The organism is Blautia sp. MSK17_66, from assembly GCF_020538025.1.
Lineage (GTDB): Bacteria > Bacillota > Clostridia > Lachnospirales > Lachnospiraceae > Blautia_A.
On sequence record NZ_JAJBNQ010000004.1, the window covers coordinates 26,567 to 45,974 of the forward strand.

17 protein-coding genes are annotated in these 19,408 nt (G+C 45.0%); 3 read left to right on the forward strand and 14 right to left on the reverse strand.

Features of this window, described 5'->3' with window-relative positions:
• Positions 1-185: 185 nt before the first annotated feature.
• From asd to LIR34_RS03155, 3 genes are all read right to left on the reverse strand, one after another.
• A complete protein-coding gene (gene asd / locus LIR34_RS03145; RefSeq protein ID WP_161284532.1) occupies positions 186-1,271 on the reverse strand; it encodes an aspartate-semialdehyde dehydrogenase in 1,086 nt (361 codons plus the stop codon).
• 103 nt (positions 1,272-1,374) lie between these two features.
• Positions 1,375-2,754, reverse strand: coding sequence for an argininosuccinate lyase (gene argH, locus LIR34_RS03150; protein ID WP_173901938.1), 1,380 nt, complete (start codon positions 2,752-2,754; stop codon positions 1,375-1,377).
• A 100-nt stretch (positions 2,755-2,854) separates the two neighbouring features.
• A complete protein-coding gene (locus tag LIR34_RS03155; protein WP_173901937.1) occupies positions 2,855-3,514 on the reverse strand; it encodes an epoxyqueuosine reductase QueH in 660 nt (219 codons plus the stop codon).
• A 180-nt stretch (positions 3,515-3,694) separates the two neighbouring features.
• Between LIR34_RS03155 and LIR34_RS03160 the strand changes: the two genes are divergently transcribed.
• The gene (locus LIR34_RS03160; protein ID WP_173901917.1) at positions 3,695-4,462 is read left to right on the forward strand and encodes an ABC transporter ATP-binding protein; all 768 of its coding nucleotides are present in this window, start codon (positions 3,695-3,697) and stop codon (positions 4,460-4,462) included.
• A complete protein-coding gene (locus tag LIR34_RS03165) occupies positions 4,455-5,249 on the forward strand; it encodes an ABC transporter permease (RefSeq protein WP_173901916.1) in 795 nt (264 codons plus the stop codon). The genes LIR34_RS03160 and LIR34_RS03165 overlap by 8 nt, the downstream gene beginning before the upstream one ends.
• Before the next feature lie 27 nt (positions 5,250-5,276).
• Here the strand turns inward: LIR34_RS03165 and mobA are convergent, their stop codons facing one another.
• Both mobA and moaA read right to left on the reverse strand, forming a co-directional pair.
• A complete protein-coding gene (gene mobA, locus LIR34_RS03170; RefSeq protein WP_173901915.1) occupies positions 5,277-5,867 on the reverse strand; it encodes a molybdenum cofactor guanylyltransferase in 591 nt (196 codons plus the stop codon).
• A 56-nt stretch (positions 5,868-5,923) separates the two neighbouring features.
• Complete coding sequence (gene moaA / locus LIR34_RS03175) at positions 5,924-6,898, reverse strand: GTP 3',8-cyclase MoaA (RefSeq protein WP_161284537.1); 975 nt, start codon at positions 6,896-6,898, stop codon at positions 5,924-5,926.
• A gap of 166 nt (positions 6,899-7,064) precedes the next feature.
• Between moaA and fdhD the strand changes: the two genes are divergently transcribed.
• Complete coding sequence (gene fdhD / locus LIR34_RS03180; RefSeq protein WP_161284538.1) at positions 7,065-7,874, forward strand: formate dehydrogenase accessory sulfurtransferase FdhD; 810 nt, start codon at positions 7,065-7,067, stop codon at positions 7,872-7,874.
• Here fdhD and LIR34_RS03185 read toward each other — a convergent pair.
• The 9 genes from LIR34_RS03185 to LIR34_RS03225 all read right to left on the reverse strand — a co-directional run bounded on the left by LIR34_RS03185 (position 7,867) and on the right by LIR34_RS03225 (position 19,378).
• The gene (locus LIR34_RS03185) at positions 7,867-8,259 is read right to left on the reverse strand and encodes a winged helix-turn-helix domain-containing protein (RefSeq protein WP_161284539.1); all 393 of its coding nucleotides are present in this window, start codon (positions 8,257-8,259) and stop codon (positions 7,867-7,869) included. The two genes, fdhD and LIR34_RS03185, sit on opposite strands and share 8 nt — an antisense overlap.
• 31 nt (positions 8,260-8,290) lie before the next feature.
• Positions 8,291-8,833: a molybdopterin-guanine dinucleotide biosynthesis protein B gene (gene mobB / locus LIR34_RS03190; protein WP_173901914.1), complete on the reverse strand. Its 543-nt coding sequence runs from the start codon at positions 8,831-8,833 to the stop codon at positions 8,291-8,293.
• A 13-nt stretch (positions 8,834-8,846) separates the two neighbouring features.
• Positions 8,847-10,052 carry a molybdopterin molybdotransferase MoeA gene (locus tag LIR34_RS03195; RefSeq protein WP_173901913.1) on the reverse strand — a complete coding sequence of 402 codons (1,206 nt, stop codon included), beginning with the start codon at positions 10,050-10,052 and terminating at the stop codon, positions 8,847-8,849.
• A gap of 217 nt (positions 10,053-10,269) precedes the next feature.
• Positions 10,270-12,975, reverse strand: a complete 2,706-nt coding sequence (fdhF, locus tag LIR34_RS03200; protein ID WP_173901912.1) for a formate dehydrogenase subunit alpha — start codon at positions 12,973-12,975, stop codon at positions 10,270-10,272.
• A 20-nt stretch (positions 12,976-12,995) separates the two neighbouring features.
• Positions 12,996-14,864 carry an NADH-quinone oxidoreductase subunit NuoF gene (locus LIR34_RS03205; RefSeq protein WP_173901911.1) on the reverse strand — a complete coding sequence of 623 codons (1,869 nt, stop codon included), beginning with the start codon at positions 14,862-14,864 and terminating at the stop codon, positions 12,996-12,998.
• Positions 14,861-15,340 carry a complex I 24 kDa subunit family protein gene (locus LIR34_RS03210; RefSeq protein ID WP_161284544.1) on the reverse strand — a complete coding sequence of 160 codons (480 nt, stop codon included), beginning with the start codon at positions 15,338-15,340 and terminating at the stop codon, positions 14,861-14,863. The genes LIR34_RS03205 and LIR34_RS03210 overlap by 4 nt, the downstream gene beginning before the upstream one ends.
• 282 nt (positions 15,341-15,622) lie before the next feature.
• Positions 15,623-17,503, reverse strand: a complete 1,881-nt coding sequence (locus LIR34_RS03215) for an extracellular solute-binding protein (protein WP_161284545.1) — start codon at positions 17,501-17,503, stop codon at positions 15,623-15,625.
• Positions 17,500-18,315 (reverse strand): ABC transporter permease, encoded by an 816-nt coding sequence (locus LIR34_RS03220; RefSeq protein ID WP_161284546.1) that lies wholly within the window; start codon positions 18,313-18,315, stop codon positions 17,500-17,502. The genes LIR34_RS03215 and LIR34_RS03220 overlap by 4 nt, the downstream gene beginning before the upstream one ends.
• The gene (locus LIR34_RS03225; protein ID WP_173901910.1) at positions 18,305-19,378 is read right to left on the reverse strand and encodes an ABC transporter ATP-binding protein; all 1,074 of its coding nucleotides are present in this window, start codon (positions 19,376-19,378) and stop codon (positions 18,305-18,307) included. Before LIR34_RS03225 ends, LIR34_RS03220 begins: the two co-directional genes overlap by 11 nt.
• Positions 19,379-19,408: the final 30 nt, after the last annotated feature.

The following is a 19,408-nucleotide window of genomic DNA, read 5'->3' on the forward strand; positions in this document are numbered from 1 at the left end:
CCATCTATGATATGTATCATATCATAAATCCCATACATTCTCTATGGTTAAATTTCACTCCCGGAGTTTCCGGGTATTTCCGCGTTACTGTTTGCTCTGTTCACAACAGCGGGCAAAAAGAACCGCCCCGGTCAGATCTTTCTCTGACAGAGCGGTTCCTTATTCTCACAGTTTACGGCTGTGTCTTATTTCTTTGTGATATATCCTTTTGCTTTCAGTGTCTCTGCACAGAGTACAGCACCACCGGCAGCTCCTCTTACAGTATTGTGGGAAAGTCCTACAAATTTGTAATCATAAACTGTATCCTCACGGAGACGTCCGATTGAGATACCCATTCCGTTTTCGTAGTTGACATCTTCGCTTACCTGCGGACGATTGTCTTCTTCGAGATACTGGATGAAGTTCTTCGGTGCACTCGGAAGTTCCAGTTCCTGAGGAAGTCCTCTGAAGTTTCTCAGAGCTTCGATCAGCTGTTCCTTTGTAGGTTTCTTGCGGAACTTAACAAATACGGCTGCTGTATGTCCGTTCAGTACCGGAACACGCAGACACTGGCAGGTGATCACTGGCTCTGTAGCCGGTACGATCACACCGTCCTCAATCTTGCCCCACAGTCTGAGCGGCTCTTTCTCACTCTTCTCTTCCTCTCCACCGATGTATGGAATGATGTTATGTTCCATTTCCGGCCAGTCCTTGAAGGTTTTTCCTGCTCCGGAAATTGCCTGATATGTGGTGGCAACTACTTCATATGGCTCGAATTCTTTCCATGCGGTAAGTACCGGTGCATAGCTCTGGATAGAGCAGTTTGGTTTTACAGCGATGAAGCCTCTGGTTGTTCCGAGACGTTTCTTCTGATACTGGATCACGTCAAAATGCTGTGGGTTGATTTCCGGCACTACCATCGGTACATCCGGTGTCCAGCGGTGTGCACTGTTATTGGATACAACAGGAGTCTCTGTCTTTGCGTATTCTTCTTCGATTGCTTTGATCTCGTCCTTGGACATGTCTACTGCTGAGAATACAAAGTCTACGGTAGATGCAACTTTCTCTACTTCATTAACATTCATTACAACAATATTCTTTACTGCTTCCGGCATTGGAGTGTCCATTTTCCATCTTCCGCCTACTGCCTCTTCATAAGTCTTTCCTGCACTTCTCGGGCTTGCAGCGAGGGTAACAACCTCAAACCACGGATGATTCTCCAGAAGGGAGATAAATCTCTGTCCTACCATTCCTGTTGCACCTAAAATGCCGACTCTCAGTTTTTCGCTCATAATAATACTTTCTCCTCACTCATTCTTTGCATGTCTTTGCACGGCATACATCTGTTTTCTTTGTACATACTATACCACTTTGTATAAAAATGCAAGAGGTTTTTTAATTATTTTTCAAATATTCTCGATTTAAGGCGATAACCTGTTCCATAACTTTTGGTCCCGGTGCACCATAAGTCTCACGCTTCTCCACACAGGTCTTCATGCTGATCGCCTCATAGATATCCTGTTCGAATACAGGAGAAATTTCTTTATACTCCTCAAGAGGAAGTTCATCCAGAGAAATTCCTTTATCAATACAGGTCAAAACAAGTCGTCCTACGATGCCATGTGCATCACGGAACGGCACACCATGGTTTACCAGATAGTCTGCTGCATCTGTCGCATTTGTAAAGCCGTTTTTGGCGCTTGCCTCCATAACATCCTTACGGAACTCCATGGTAGAAACCATTCCTGTAAACAGGGCAATGCAACCTTTGACTGTATCAATCGCGTCAAAGGTCAGTTCCTTGTCTTCCTGCATATCTTTGTTGTATGCAAGCGGGATTCCCTTCATGGTTGTCAGAATAGAGGTCAGTGCCCCATAGACACGGCCTGTTTTTCCTCTTACAAGCTCTGCAATGTCAGGATTCTTCTTCTGCGGCATGATACTGCTTCCTGTACTGTAGGCATCATCAATCTCCACAAAACGATATTCATTGGAATTCCAGAGAATGATCTCCTCGCAGAAACGGCTCAGATGCATCATAACGATAGACATTGCAGAAAGAAGCTCGATCACATAATCTCTGTCAGATACAGAATCCATACTGTTTCTGGTCGGCTCGTCAAAACCAAGCAGCTCTGCAGTATAAAATCTGTCCAGAGGATAAGTAGTTCCTGCAAGTGCACCTGCACCAAGCGGACAGGTATTCATACGCTTGCGGATATCTGCCATACGGCTTCTGTCTCTGCGGAACATCTCAAAATATGCTCCGACATGATGTGCCAGTGTGACCGGCTGTGCCTTCTGCAGATGTGTGAAGCCCGGCATATACGTATGTATATTATTTTCCATGATCGTCTGAAGTGCTTCCAGAAGCTTCTTAAGCTCTGCATCGATTTCCTCAATCTCATCACGGACATAGATTTTCATATCAAGGGCAACCTGGTCATTACGGCTTCTTCCTGTGTGAAGCTTTTTGCCCGGATCTCCGATACGTTCAATCAGATTTGCCTCTACGAAGCTGTGGATATCCTCATATTCGGATGTGATCTCCAGCCTGCCGGACTCTACATCTGCAAGAATACTGTCCAGACCGCCAAGGATCTGATCTCTCTCTTCTTCTGTCAGAATTCCCTGCTTTGCAAGCATTCTGACATGTGCCTTACTTCCACGGATATCCTGTTTATAAAATTTCTGGTCAAATGAAATAGACGCATTAAAGTTGTATACCAGTTTGTCGGTTTCCTTTGTGAAACGTCCTCCCCATAACTGTGCCATAATGTCCTCCTTTTGTACGCTGATTTTTAATCTGACAATATTCTCTGAAAAAGCTGTCAGCACAGAACGTGTTATCAGTTTACCACATTCCAGTGGAAAATCAAGAGGCTGAATTCTCTGAATCTTGTTTTTGCTGTATTTTTCCTTCCTGTTCACGTTTCGAAAAGACACAGCCACAGTAATTCTGCCGATAAAGATCGTATTCATGAGACAGCTCTATTGATCGTTTATAACCGTTTTTCTTCTTGAAATCCGATGGAAGATGTGCTACCCCATAGATTTCTGCCAGTTCTTCCCCAATCTCATTAATTTTCTGTGCGTTCTTGAGCGGACTTATGGAGAGCGTGGTCGTGAAATAATCATAGCCGCCGTCTCTGGCAGCTTTTGCTGCCTCCTCCATGCGGAGACGATAGCAGCGAAAACATCTCTCTCCGCCCTCCGGAACCTGTTCCAGCCCTTTTGCCATCTGGTAAAAAACTTCCGGCTCATAGGAACCTTCTTCAATATGAACCGGATGTTCAAACTTCATCTCTCTGACCAGTCGTTTAATCTCCTCCACTCGTTTGCGGTATTCTTCTTCCAGAGAGATGTTTGGATTATAAAAAAATACCGTGATCTCAAAATATTCCGAAAGATATTCCAGCACATAACTGCTGCACGGTGCACAGCAGCTGTGAAGGAAAAGCCGTGGAACTTTATGTTCTTTTTCTATATCTGTAAGGAGGGCATCCAGTTCCCTCTGATAATTTCGTTTATTCATCATTTATCATTCCTTTAATCCTATACTCTGATGTAACCTATCATAACACATATGACTCTCTTCGCATATCTTAAAATAAGATTTTCGTAACTGCGAGAGTACATAACTGTTCACAGTAACAGGGTACTGAACAGTTACAGATTTTCATCTTTTGAATTTACATTGCATGGAGGTATTACCATGAACCCCCTTCTCGAAATCAGAGACGTTTCTCTTTCCTACCATACCGTATCCGGAGAAACCAGGGCTCTTTCACATATATCCTTTCATCTGCTGCCTGGCGAATTTCTGGCTGTTGTCGGTCCGTCCGGCTGTGGAAAATCCACGCTTTTGAACCTGATCTGCGGTCTTCTTCCAACAGAAAAAGGTACGATTCTTATGAACGGTACGCCTCCGCTTCCCGGAGATCCCCGCATCGGATATATGCTCCAGAAGGATCATCTTCTGGAATGGAGGACAATTTATCGAAATGTTATTCTCGGCCTTGAGATCCGAAAAGAACTGACCCCCCAGAAGCTCTCCTGCGTTGAAGAAATGCTGAAGACTTATGGGCTGGATAAATTCCGCAATGCCCATCCTTCACAGCTGTCCGGAGGAATGCGCCAGAGAGCGGCCCTGATCCGCACTCTCGCTTTAAAGCCGGAACTTCTGCTGCTTGATGAACCTTTTTCTGCCCTCGACTATCAGACCCGTTTAAATGTCAGTGATGACATCGGACGTATTCTCAGAAAAGAACAGAAGACAGCGATCCTTGTCACACACGATATTTCCGAAGCGATCAGCATGGCTGACCGTGTGATCATCCTTTCCGCCCGCCCGGCTCATGTTGCACGCATCGTTCCGATCAGGCTGTCCCTCACAGAGCGAACCCCTCTCGCTTCTCGCAGTGCACCGGAGTTTAAATCTTATTTCAATCTCATCTGGAAGGAGCTGAACCAGAATGACTGACCTTTCCCCTGCTCAGAAGAAATATCTGACTCATATCCGTCATGAAAAATATCTGATCCGGATATCCAGGATCTTCCTGTTCCTGGGTTTTCTGCTTTTGTGGGAGATTTCTGCCAGAGAAGAGTGGATCGACTCGTTTATTTTCAGCAGTCCCTCCGCGATAGGGCAGACCTTTCTCCACATGATACAGGATCAGTCGCTTTTTGCGCACATTGGAATCACACTGATGGAAACACTTATAAGCTTTGCATTTGTGGTATTACTTGGAATCGGCACCGCTGTTCTTCTGTGGGCATGTCCAAAGCTATCAAAAATACTGGAACCTTATCTCGTCGTCCTGAACAGTCTGCCCAAATCCGCTCTCGCACCACTTCTGATTGTCTGGCTCGGTGCGAATGTCCGAACCATCATTGTTGCAGGAATGTCTGTGGCACTTTTCGGTTCTGTGATCAATCTTTACACAGGGTTTCGTGGGGCGGATCCGGAAAAATTAAAGCTTATCCGCACGCTTGGCGGCACAAAAAAAGACGAACTGACAAAAATTGTCCTTCCGTCTTCTGTACCTCTTATTTTAAGTATCATGAAAGTAAACATCGGGTTATGCCTTGTCGGTGTGGTCATCGGTGAATTTATCGGTGCACGATGCGGTCTTGGCTATCTGATCATCTACGGATCACAGACCTTCAAGCTGACATGGGTGCTGATGTCGATCGTGATCCTGTGTGTCATCGCCATGGTGCTGTATGCAATGCTGGATCTCATCGAGAAATATACACTGAAAAAATAAAAAGAAAAGGCGATCTTTCAGGGTCTTTTATTCATACTGATTTTTGCAGACTGTCTCATAAATCTGCGGATCATTGATATTCGTAAAACATACTTCCTTCTCCTGTGCATCATAACAGGAATAACCGATTTCATTCAGAAAACGAAAAACCGAAGACTGTCCTCGTTCCAGAAATTCCCGGATCTCCCTATACAGACTGGTCTCATAAACTGCTATCAACGACTCTTCCCTTTCATGATGCCGAAGAAGAACCACTCGGCTTAAGCCTTCATATTCAGCTGTCTGAATAAGATTATACAGTTCCGATACCGGGACCAGCGGAGTATCCACACCAAGAACCAGACATCTGTCCGCTCCATCACCGGCTGCTTTACTGAGGCAGGCTTCGAGTCCGCCCAGTGGTCCTCTTTCTTTGATCCGGTCCATCACAATTTCTTCTGTGCAGCCCTCTCCACGATAGCCGGAAACATAAATCCTGTTCACTCCAAGCTGTCTTCCTTTTGCGATCTGTGTCTCAAGAAACGTTCGTCCGTTCAGGAGCAGATCGCTTTTTTCCTGTCCCATACGACTGCTGGCTCCTCCTGCCAGAACGATCATTGCCAGTTTATTTTCTGCCATATTTTCCTCCTGCCATTCTACTCAGCCTGTCACCCGGAACAGACTGATTCTCTTTCTCAGCCGCCGATCTGTGACATCAGCCTGCTTTCTCCTTCATCGATCACCCTTGATGTGAAATGATGTTCTCCCGGCTTTTCCCAGATCACCTTACGGATTGCTTCTGTCAGTTCCTCGTCACTGCAGCCGGTCCGCATCATATCTTTGAGACTTACTCCCGTCTGGTATTGCAGGCATGCCTTGAGATATCCCTCTGAAGTCATCCTGACACGGTTACACTGCGAACAGAACTTGTGGGTCATTGCACTGATAAAACCGATTTTTCCCTGAAAACCAGAGATTTTGTAATAATGACACGGACCATTTCCATATTTCTCTGTGATCGGAGTCATTTCTCCATATGCTCCCTCCAAAACAGAACAGATTTCATCCTCACCACAAAAACGAAATTCTTTGCCATAGCCAATTGGCATCATCTCAATAAAACGCACATGGATGGGATTGTCTCTTGCAATCTCGGCAAGATTTATCAGATTCTCCGGATCTTCGAGAACCGGTACACAGTTGATCTTAAGACCAATCTGCGGATATTTCATGGCTTCTTTCAGTCCCTCCAGGACCCTTGCCAGTCCCTCTCTTCGTGTTATTTTTTTGAAAGCCTCTGTATTTAGTGTATCCAGACTGATGTTAATATTATCAATTCCTGCCTCCGCCAGTTCAGCCATCTGTTCTTTCAGAAGAATCCCGTTTGTGGTCAGCGTCACTTTCTCTATTCCTGGAAGTTCTTTCAGCATTCGTACAAGAACCGCACTGTCTTTTCTTGTCAGAGGCTCTCCGCCTGTCAGTTTTATTTTTTTGATGCCTAAAGCTGTCATACAGCGGCAGATTCTCCTGATCTCATCATAAGTCAGGATTTCTTTATGCGCTGTCTGGCAGATTCCTTCCTCCGGCATACAGTAAATACATCTGAGATTGCATCTGTCTGTGATGGATATCCGAAGATAGTCAATCTCACGTCCATATCTGTCTTTCATAACTAAATCTTTCTCCGTTTCTTTTTGTCTACCTATATATTACTCTTTTGAAATTGTCCGTTTTCTGCTATAGTAAAGATATCTGCAAAGGGATTTCTGGCATTACAGCTTATGCAGTCTCTGCTGCTGTTCAGAATCCACTGATTATAATATTGGAGAAATTATTATGCATATTAACGAACAATACCATGATCTTCCATTACTGGAAACAAAAGCCTATCAGTTTATTGGCCGGGATGGACAGAACTTCTCTACAGAAGAGCAGGTTCTGAATGAGCATCTGCTTGATGTCTATATCAATGACCGTCTCACAATGAAGCTTATCTGTCTTCCACAGCATCTCACAGAACTCGTCCTTGGACGGCTTCTGACAGAGCACATCATCCGTTCCGTCGATGACATCGAGCAGATTTATATCTGCGAATATGGAAAACGCGCCAAAGTCTATCTCCGCCCGTCCCAGAATAAAGAGTCCGGAGCCCTGGGGGCTTCCTTTGTGGAGACCACTCCCTCCTGCTGCACCGGAAACCATATCCTCAACGATTATTTTTCCTCGGACCATCCACCGGTTCCGGTTACTCCGATCGAATGGAAGTCTGAATGGATCTTCCATATGGCTGATACTTTTGCCGATGGAATGCCTCTTCACAGTGTTACCTTTGCCACGCACAGCTGTCTTCTCGCCCGAAAAAATGAGGTTCTTTTTTCCTGTGAAGACATCGGCAGGCACAACGCCCTCGACAAAGTGATCGGATATGCCCTCCGGCACCAGATCGATCTCAGGGAATGTATGATTTATTCCAGCGGCAGGATTCCCACCGATATGGCAATAAAAGCGATCTATGCCGGCATTCCGATTCTCTGCTCAAAGGCATCTCCCACTGCGGAGGCGATCGAGCTTGCCAGAAAATACCAGCTGACACTCATCTGTGCAGCAAGAAGAGACCGTATGAAAGTCTTCATAACTGTCAGCTAAAATATTTCTCGAAATATTTTTCAAAAATCTTCTGACCTGTCTGCTGCATTTCATCTAATAATGCTTCATATCGTTTCATAAATTCACGGCCCTCTTCGGTAATTTTGGAATTTCCACCATGAGGGCCTCCATTATATCTGTCAAGAAAGGTAAAACCCATCTGTTCCTCCGCACGATTCAGAAGCTTCCAGCATTTGGAATAAGACATTCCCATCTTTTTGGATGCTGCATGAATCGTTCCTTCCTCATCAATATACTGCAGAAGATGAAACAGCCCCGGCCCAAAAAAATCCGCATTTTTGGTCAGGATCACCTTTGTCTTGACACCAAGATCACAGGCCTGTGTTTCTGCAGTACCTTCTATATTCTCATTTCTTTCATTCATTCCGCGTTTTTATTACTCCTGTTTTTGTATATCATAAACTACTCTGTTTTTTCTTCCATAGCTGACAGATCCACTCCGCAAGAGGTTCTGTTTCATCAAGCTCAAAAAATGGGATCTCCTCCACTTCTTCACCGGCATCATATTTCAGTTCTTCCCTCGAAATATCAGTCACTATTCCCTGAAGGAATCTCGGGTCACAGACAGAACACAAAGAATTTGCCTTTCGTATCACTTCGATTTTGGGATATTCCGAATGTTTGAATCCTTCCAGCAAAATAATATCTGCCTCCGGAAATAAAGAGATCAGTTCCTCCGTTGACTCTGCCGGATGATATTTGACCATCATGTATTTCGTACCGGAAAAAACAAGCGTCCCACAGGCTCCGGCTTCTCCGGCCTTCCAGGTATCTGTTCCCGGTATATCCGCCTCAAATTCATGCCCGTCATGCTTGATCACAGCCGTACTAAGGTTTCTTTTTTTTAATGCCGGCAAAAGTGCGGTGATCAGTGTTGTCTTTCCTGAATTTTTGATTCCGCTCACTGCCAGTATCAGTTGTTTTTTCTGTGTTTTCATTCTTTCTGTCCCGTCACAGAAGAAGAACTTCTGCCTGTTCCCCGGCATAGTTCCCTTCTCTTGCAGCCTCCATCTCGATCAGACAGTTACATCCTGCCATTGTTGCAAGGATCCCATTGGAATGAAGTCCTGACGGGATCGTCACCGTCTCTCCATCCGTAACTGCACGCACATAGCGCCGACCTTTGATCTTCTTTCCAAATTCATTGGTCAGTGTGCATTTTTTCCTGATCGTGTCAAGCCCGGGATCCTGTGTCATCTTCTGCACCATCGGCCGGATCAGAACGTCAGCCGATACCACTGCGCCAAATGGATTTCCGGAAAGACTCAGAATCGGGGTATCTTTGTACACAGAAAAAAGCGTCGGCATTCCCGGTTTCATTTCTATCCTCCAGAAAATCCTCTCTGCCCCGAGTTCCTTAAGTGCCTCATGCATAATGTCCTTTTTTCCGACGGAAACTGCCCCTGTTGTGATGATCATATCTACTGTCCCGACAGTTCCTTCAAGAGCCTTCGTCATATCCTCCGGACAGTCTGCGATCTTGTCCACGCGAATCAGCTCTGCCCCAAAATCCATCAGACGTGCGGCAAGAAGACTCTGGTTACAGTCATAAATCTTCCCCTGCTTTAACTGCTCACCGGGAATCATGACTTCATCACCTGTTGTCAGGATGGCAACCCTCGCCCGCCTTCTGACCGGCACTTCTGCCACTCCCATGCTTGCAAGAATTCCGATTTCCACAAAGTCAAGCTTCGTACCTGCCCTCAGTAAGACCGTACCCTTCTTAAAGTCCTCTCCCTGAAAGCAGTAGTCCTCCCACTGCTTCATGCTCTTATAAATCTGTACCCTGTCCTCTCCGTAGTCCGTATCCTCCTGCTTTACGCAGCAGTCACATCCCTTCGGGATCGCAGCTCCTGTCATGATTCGAACAGCCTCGCCGGACTGTACCATTCCATCATAATACTGTCCTGCATCAACCTCCCTGATCACCTTAAGCGTTACCGGATTTCCCGGTGCCGCCCCCGTCAGATCTTCTGACTTACAGGCATATCCGTCTATTGGCGAACGGTCAAACGGAGGATTGTCAAGCTCCGCTTTCATATCCTCTGCAAGTATTCTTCCCCGTGTCGAAAGCAAGTCTACTGTTTCTGTTTCCTGTATGATCCTTGTGTGGATCAATAATTGTTCAATTGCATCTTCTACCTTAAGATTCTCCAAAACTTTATCCTGCCTTTCAAATATCATCTTCCGAACCGCATTTCGCTGACAATATTTTATCACTAAATGTTACAATCCTATTTTCGTTTTATTGTAACATATATACAAAAAATCCTCAACTTATAAAAAAACACAGGGAATATTTTATTCCCTGACGGGTTTAAAATATTCCCTGCTGACGGACAACTATTCCGTTCTCTGTTTCAAGGCAATGTGCCTATGCCTTTTCAATTCGAATTGCACATACTTTATATTCCGGAATTCTCGCATATTTATCAAGCGCGGCATTGGTAAGCCAGTTTGCGTTTCCATCCGGGAAGTGAAATGGCATCCAGGACTCTCCCTTGGATACTTTTGTTCCTACACGGGCTGTGGATTCTATCTGGCCTCGTCTTGAAGTCAGTCGTACCCTGTCTCCGTTCCTGATTCCAAGTGCCGCTGCATCCTCCTCGTTCATTTCAATGAAAGAGCTGCCCTCTATTTCCATAAGTTCCGGTGTTTTGCCTGTCATTGCTCTTGTCGTATAATGATACAGAATTCGACCAGTCATCAGGATGATCGGATATTCCTCATCCGGAAGTTCTGCTGAAGGAATGTATTCTGCAGGATAAAACCATCCAAGACCTCTCGCGAATTTACCGACATGCATGATCGGTGTTCCCGGATGATCCTTTGTCGGACATGGCCACTGAAGGCCCTTTCCGCCTACCTCTTCACTGTCCAGACGGGCATGACTGATTCCGCCAAAGGATGGGGTCACAGAAGAAATCTCATCCATGATCTGTGCCGATGTCAGATGCGGCTGCGGATATCCCATACGGTTCATAAGATCAATGATGATATCTGTATCCAGTCTTGCATTTCCAGGAATCGTCACTGCTTTGCGAACACGCTGCACACGACGTTCGGTGTTGGTAAAGGTTCCTTCTTTCTCTGCATAGCTGACACCCGGAAGGATCACATCTGCATACGCTGCTGTCTCAGTCATAAACAGTTCCTGGATCACAAAGAATTCCAGGCTTTCCAGTGCTTTAATAATATGATGGGTATCCGGATCTGTAACAACCGGATCTTCACCATAAATATAAAGACCTTTGACATCTCCCTTAATTGCTGCCGGGAATACATCTGTCGCATGAAGTCCCGGATTTGGGTTCAGTTTCGTATTCCATGCCTTTTCAAACTTGGCAATCACTTCCGGATTCGCTACCTTCTGATATCCCGGGAAATCTGTCGGAGATGCACCCATATCACAGGCGCCCTGTACATTGTTCTGGCCACGAAGTGGGTTGACACCACAGCCCTCACGGCCAAGTTTACCTACAAGGAGTGCCATATTGGACATGGACATAACGCCCTCTGTACCGGTAGAATGCTCTGTTACACCAAGGCAGTAAATGATCGGAGCCTTATCTGCCTTTGCATACATGATGGCTGCTTTTCTCAATTCATCTGCATCGATATGGCAGATTTCTGCAACCCTCTCCGGTGTATAATCCTTAACGATCTCTTTGATCTTCTCATAGCCCTCAGTTCTCTCTGCGATGAATTTCTCATCCTGAAGTCCCTCGGAGATAATAACATTCATGATACCGTTTGCAAATGCAACATTGGTTCCCGGTTTCAGTTTCAGATGAATATCGGCATGCTTTGCAAGACCAATATCACGCGGATCTACAACGATCAGCTTACAGCCACGCTGTACTGCCTGACGGATCTGCATACCAACAACCGGATGTGCTTCTTCCGGATTTGAGCCTACCAACATGATCACATCTGGCTTCCTGGTGATATCCTCGATCGGGTTTGTCATGGCACCGGAACCCAGCGTCATTGCCAGACCTGCTACAGATGCTGAATGACATACGCGTGCACAGTTGTCCGTGTTATTGGTTCTAAAGCAGGTACGAACCATCTTCTGAACCATGTAAATATCTTCATTCGGTGAACGGGAGCAAGCAAAACCGGCAAGAGAATCTGAACCATATTTCTTCTTGATCTCCATGAACTTAGATGCAACCAGATCAAGTGCCTCATCCCAGGTTGCTTTCTCAAATTCACCGGTCTCTTTGTTCTTGATAAGCGGATCTGTGATCCTGGACGGATGATGTACGAAATCAAAGCTTCCACTGCGTCCCTTAACACAGAGAAGTCCCTTATTGGACGGACCGTTATAAGCTTCTGTATCAACAATCTTACTATCCTTGACCAGCAGATAATACTGACATCCTGTTGCACAGTGCGGACAGGTTGTAAGCACCTTTTTGTCGATCTGATATGCACGGTAGTTCTTTCTTCGTTTCATGGTAAGTGCACCGGTCGGACATGCCTGCACACAGTTTCCACAGGATTCACAGGTACCGTCTGCCCACACACCTTCGCCATTTCCGATCACAGACTGGAATCCACGTTCCAGAGTAGCGATCGCACCTCTTCCTACAATCTGATTACAGGTGTTGACACATCTGTGGCACAGGATGCACAGACTTGGGTCATAGGTAAAGAATTTGTTGGAGTCATCAATCTTTCCTCCGCTCTTCTCTCCTTCATAGCTGGAGCCATCCAGTCCATACTCATATGCATAATCCTGAAGTTTACAGTCTCCATTACCCGGACAGGAAAAGCAGTGAATATTGTGATCCGACAGAAGCAGATCCAGTGTCTGTCTTCTTGACTCGATCACTTTTTCTGACATGGTGAAAACCTCATCACCCTCAGAAACCTGCATGGTACAGGCTGTATCTATCTTGGTTCTTCCGTTATTTCTGACTTCAACCACACACAAACGGCAGGAGCCATCCGGAAGCAAGTCTTCTATATAACATAAAGTAGGAATCTCAATTCCTGCCTTCCTGGCTGCATGAAGGATGGTCGTCCCCTTCTCCACTTCAACAGGCTTTCCATCTATCGTCAAATGAATCATGTCATCCTCCTCCTTTTCGTTTATTTCACGCTGATTGCTTCAAAAGTACAGTTTTCCATACAGGTTCCGCACTTGATACACTTTGTCTGATCGATCTTATGCGGTTCTTTCTTCTCTCCTGTTATCGCACCTACCGGACAGTTGCGGGCACACTTCGTACAGCCCTTACATCTGTCAGGATCAATCTCATAAATCTTCATTGCTTCACATACATGGGCACGGCATTTGCCCTCCACAATATGTTCCTCATATTCATCGCGGAAATTCTGCAGCGTACTGATAACAGGAAGCGGTGCACTCTTTCCAAGTCCACAGAGTGAACGGGACTGAATAAATTTTGCAGTCTCTTCCAGTTTGTCCAGATCCTTAAGTTCTCCCCTGCCCTCTGTGATCTTCTGAAGCAGTTCCAGCATACGCTTCGTTCCGATTCGGCATGGGCCACATTTTCCGCAGGATTCTCTCTGCGTAAAGCCCATAAAGAATTTTGCGACATCAACCATACAGGTATTTTCGTCCATAACAACCAGTCCGCCAGAACCGATGATCGCATTGAACTTCTTGACGGAATCAAAGTCAAGTGGTTCATCCAGATGTTTCTCAACCAGACATCCGCCGGACGGTCCTCCGATCTGCACTGCCTTAAAGGCTGCTCCCTTCTTAATACCGCCGCCAATGTCATAAATAATGTGACGCAGTGTTGTTCCCATCGGAACCTCGATCAGACCTGTGTTCTCTATTGCTCCTGTCAGAGAGAAAGTTTTGGTTCCTGTACTTCCCTCTGTTCCAATGGAGCGATACCAGTCAGCACCGTCAAGAATAATTCTCGCAACATTTGCATAAGTCTCTACGTTGTTCAGTACGGTAGGCTTCTCCCAGAGTCCCTTTTCTACTGTACGCGGTGGTTTTACACGAGGCATTCCTCGTTTGCCCTCAATAGATGCTGTCAGTGCTGAACCTTCACCACATACAAAAGCACCTGCGCCTCGGTTGATATGTAAATGGAAGTCTATGCCGGATCCCAGGATATTATCTCCGAGCAGTCCATATTCCTCCGCCTGTGCAATTGCTTTTTTGAGTCTGGCTACGGAAAGCGGATACTCTGCACGTACATAAATATATCCATCATGTGCACCTACTGCATATGCAGCAATGATCATACCTTCCATAAGCTTATAAGGATCTCCCTCCATTACGGAACCATCCATAAATGCACCCGGGTCTCCTTCATCACCATTGCAGACTACATATTTCACATCAGATTCAATGCGCGCTACCTGACTCCATTTCTTTCCCATCGGGAATCCGGCACCGCCTCGGCCACGGATTCCGGACTTTGTGATCTCTTCAATAACTTCTTCCGGCGTCATTTCAAAAAATGCCTTCAGAACCGCCTGGAAACCACCCACTGCGATATATTCATCAATTGATTCTGCATCTATATTTCCACAATGTTCCAGGACGATTCTCGTCTGCTGATTCAAAAACGGAATATCCTCCGGCTGCCTGCAGACTTCCTCGTCATGTTTATAAAACAGTCTGTCAACCGGTTCTCCCTTTAAGACTGTCTTCTCTACGATCTCTTTACAATCCTCTACCTGCACATGTACATACTGCAGATGCTGCGGTTCTATACGAACCAGAGGTCCTAGCTCACATAAGCCCTGGCAGCCGGTCTTTATGGTTCCGATATGCGGTACATCTTTCTGCATGCTGACCTCTACGCCGTCAATTCCCTCACAGAGTCTGCACATTTCATCATAGATCTTCTGTGATCCGGAAGCGACACAGCCGGTACCTGAACAGACAAGGATACGGCAAGTATAGGAATTGATTTCTTCCTGAGCTTCTATCTGCTTCTTTAACAGGTCATCTTTACTTGTAATACTCATGCCTTATCCCCCCTTAATTCTCGGATCAGTTTTACTGCTTTATCCGGTGTCATTTTTGGATGAACGTCCTCATTCACCATCATAGTCGGTGCCAGTCCACAGGCACCCAGGCAGGACACTGTTTCAACTGTAAACATCATATCATCCGTTGTACATTTTCCGTCAGCCAGCCCCAGTTCCTTGACAATGGCATCCTTTACCGGCTGGGATTTCCTTACATGACAGGCAGTTCCGTCACACACCTTGATCACATATTTACCCTTTGCCTCAAAGGAAAAATTCTCGTAAAAGGTTGCCACACTATACGCTCTTGAACGGGTCACTCCAATCTCATCTGCTACATAATTGAGAAGTTCTCCCGGCAGATAACGGTATTCCGCCTGAATATCCTGCATAATTGGAATCAGCGAAGCCGGTTTGCGGCCATAAACGGCAATGACCTCATCCGCCTTGTCATAGTATGTTTTGTCTAACATTCAATTCCCTCCTTTATTGATACATCAAAAATTCTACGTTTCCCCCTGGATATCTTTTATTATATAGGATACTTTTTAGCATTGCAAGCATATAATTGTGAAGTTTGCATATTTTTATCCTGTTTTCTCTTTTGTTTTTTGTATAATTTTTCAAAACAAATCGGTAAGTTTAATCTAACTATCGTTTTTTATTATAAAAATGCACAAAAAAAGTATGAGCTGTCCATTTTTCGACAGTCCATACTTTTTATAATGATTTGTAACTGTTCAGTACCCTCACAGTTACGATGATTTTACTTTATTCCACAGATCTCCATACGTCTGATCTGCTTCTGTTCCAAGATACTGGAAGGTTTCCAGATTGTCATATTTCGAAAGATCCGGGAATGCGATCTTACTGTTTCGGATATCGTCATCCTCGATCAGCTCTCTTGCCGCCTCGTTCGGTGTAGAATATGTAATATAATCAAAATTCATCAGGGCAATATCCGGTCTGCAGAGGAAGTTGATGAATTTCTCTGCATTTTCTTTATGCTCTGCATTCTTCGGGATTACCCAGGAATCAATCCAGATGTTGCTTCCTTCTTTCGGGATCACATATTCCAGATTCGAATTTTCTTTCTGTGTATAAATTGCCTCGCCGGAATAGATCACGCCGATGGCCGCCTCATTTCCGATCATTTTGTCACGCACCTGGTCAATGACATATGCCTGCACGAGAGGTTTCTGTTCAATCAGAAGATTCTTCGCCTCGGTCAGTTCATCCAGGTCTGTGGAATTCAGAGAATAGCCAAGATATTTCAGTGCCACGCCAAAGGCATCACGGACTGAATCCTGCATCAGAATGCTGTCCTTGTATTTCTCATCCCAGAGAATGGACCAGCTGTCTACAGGCTCATCCACCATTGTCTTATTATAAAGAATCCCCACGGTTCCCCAGCAATATGGTACAGAGTATTTATTCTCCGGATCAAACTGCCTTGACTGTTCCAGATACTGTTTTCCAATGTTTTTGAGGTTCGGGATATTATCGAAATCAATCTCCGAAAGCAGATCATTTTTGATCATTCGCTGAATCATATAGTCGCTTGGACAGATCACATCGTAAGCGATCGCACCGGAACTGATCTTAGGATAAAGAATTTCGTTTGTCTCAAATTCTTCATAGATCACATCGATCCCCGTTTCCTTCTCAAAGATAGTCAGAACCTCCGGATCAATGTATTCGCCCCAGTTATAAACGACCAGCTTTTCATCATTCAGGACATCGCTTTCTTTGGCATAATAAAAACCGCCTCCGATAAACACAATACAGATTGTAACCGGAAGTACACGGCGGATGATGATCTTCTTGACTTTGGAAGGTCTGCGGACTTTTTTTCTTGCCGCTGCCTCCTCATCCTCCTTTGGAGAATAATTGACCAGAATAAGAAGCACTAGAACCGTCACAAACATGATCGTGGAGAGTGCATAAATCTCCGGTTTGATTCCCTTTCGTACCTCTGTGTAGATTTTGGTTGAAAGTGTATCAATTCCAGGTCCCTTGGTAAAATGAGTGATAACAAAATCATCCAGTGACATCGTAAAGGCCAGCATAAATCCGGAAAGCACGCCCGGTACGATATCCGGGAATACCACCTTAAAAAATGCTCTGACCGGAGATGCCCCAAGATCCAGAGCAGCTTCATAGGTGTAACGATTTGTCTGCTTCAGCTTCGGTGCCACGCTTAAGATCACATACGGGATGTTGAATGTGATATGAGCAATCAGGATCGTTCCGAAACCAAGCGTCATATGAAACGCAATAAAAAGAAGCATCAGAGATACACCCATAACGATCTCTGCGTTCATCATCGGGATATTGGTAAGTCCCATATACATGGTCTTCCATTTCTGTTTCATTCCCTGGATTGCAATTGCCGCCGCAGTTCCGATGATCGTTGCGATCGCTGCAGAAACAAACGCAATAATAAGTGTCGTATAAAAAGCACTCATGATCTGTTCATTCCGAAACAGTTCTCTGTACCATTTCAGGGTGAAACCACCCCACTTTGCCCTGGTCTTGGACTGGTTAAAGGACAGTACGATCAGGGTTACGATCGGGGCATACAGCAGAATAAAAATAAGTGCCAGGTAGATTTTCTGTAAGTATTTTCTGATCAAAATGCCGCACCCCCGTCTTCGTTGTCATATTTTGCCACAAGGGCCATACTTGCAATGATAAATACCATCAGTACAAGAGAAAGTCCACTTCCCACATGCCAGTTACTGTTCTGTTTAAAGGACTGTTCAATCACATTTCCAATCAGAAGGATCTTGCCGCCTCCTAAGAGATCAGAGATAACAAAAGTCGTCAGTGCCGGTACAAATACCATCGTGATACCGCTGATCACACCCGGAATACTCAGTGGAAAAATAACCTTTAAGAAGGTCTGTACCGGATTTGCTCCCAGATCACGAGCGGCATTGATGACGTTATTGTCGATCTTGATCAACACATTGTAGATCGGAAGGACCATGAACGGCAGGAAATTATAGACCATACCAAGAACGATCGCATATGGTGTATTGATGATTTCCAAAGCCGGCAGATGCAAAAAACTCAAAACACTGTTGATAACACCGTTCTTTTCGAGCAGAGTCTGCCACGCCAGTGTACGCAGAAGAAAATTCATCCACATCGGCAGAATAAAAATAAGTACTACAAAACTTGTCTGGTTGACCTTTTTCTGACTTAAGATCATTGCCAGCGGATAGGCCAGAAGCAGACAGAATACTGTACTCAGAAAAGACAGCAGGATGGACATTCCCAGTGCTTTCAGATTCTCAGGTGTCGTGATCTGTGCAAGGTTTGCAAACGTAAAGCTTCCATCATCACTGGTAAATGCATAATATACGATCACCAGAAGCGGGATCACAACAAAAGATACTGCCCAGAACAGATAAGGTCCGGCAAGCATACGCTTATTCTTCAATGTTTACCGCCTCCTCATCTTCTGACTCCGGTTTCTTCATGATCTGAATGTCAAACGGATCCACATGAATGCTGACCTCTGTTCCCACCGGGAACATATCCGTACTGTGTATCAGCCACTCATAATTGTTTGCCATTACCTCCATCTCATAATGGACACCCTTAAAGATCATATGTGTGACCACGCCGTCAATACTTCCTTCGCCTGGTTTGAGAAGATCAATATCCTCCGGACGGATCACAACGTCGACCGGCTGATTCTGTCCGAATCCCTCATCTACACATGCAAAATTAACTCCAAGGATCTTGACCAGACGATCCTCTACCATAGTTGCAGAAATAATGTTGCTCTCTCCGATAAAATCTGCCACAAAAGCGTTCTCCGGCTCATTGTAGATTTTTTCCGGTGTTCCGATCTGCTGGATATATCCCTGGTTCATAACCACAATGGTATCTGACATGGTAAGAGCCTCTTCCTGGTCATGCGTTACGTACAGGAAGGTGATTCCCAGTTCATTCTTAAGACGGATCAGCTCATACTGCATATCCTGACGCATCTTAAGATCTAAAGCTCCCAGAGGCTCATCCAGAAGAAGCACCTTCGGTTCATTTACAATTGCTCTTGCAATCGCAATACGCTGCTGCTGACCACCACTCAGGGAATCCGGCATACGGTTTTCGAATCCATCCAGATTAACAAGCTTCAATGCGTATTTGATCTTATCATAAATATACTGTTTACTTTTATTTTTTATTTTTAATCCAAAGGCAATATTTTCCGCAATATTCATATGTGTAAACAATGCGTACTTCTGAAATACGGTATTAAGCTGTCGCTTATTTGGCGGAAGATCTGTGATATCCTGCCCGTTAAAGATCACGTGTCCTTTATCCGGTGTCTCAAAGCCTCCCAGGATACGAAGTGTAGTGGTCTTTCCACATCCACTTGGACCAAGAAGCGTCAGGAATTCGTTCTCTCTGATATAAAGATTCAGTTCATCCAGAACTGTCTGCATCCCATAAGATTTAGAAATGTCGATCAAGTCGATCAGCTTATTACTCATTGGCTGTCCTCCTAAAATATCCCCTCTTTT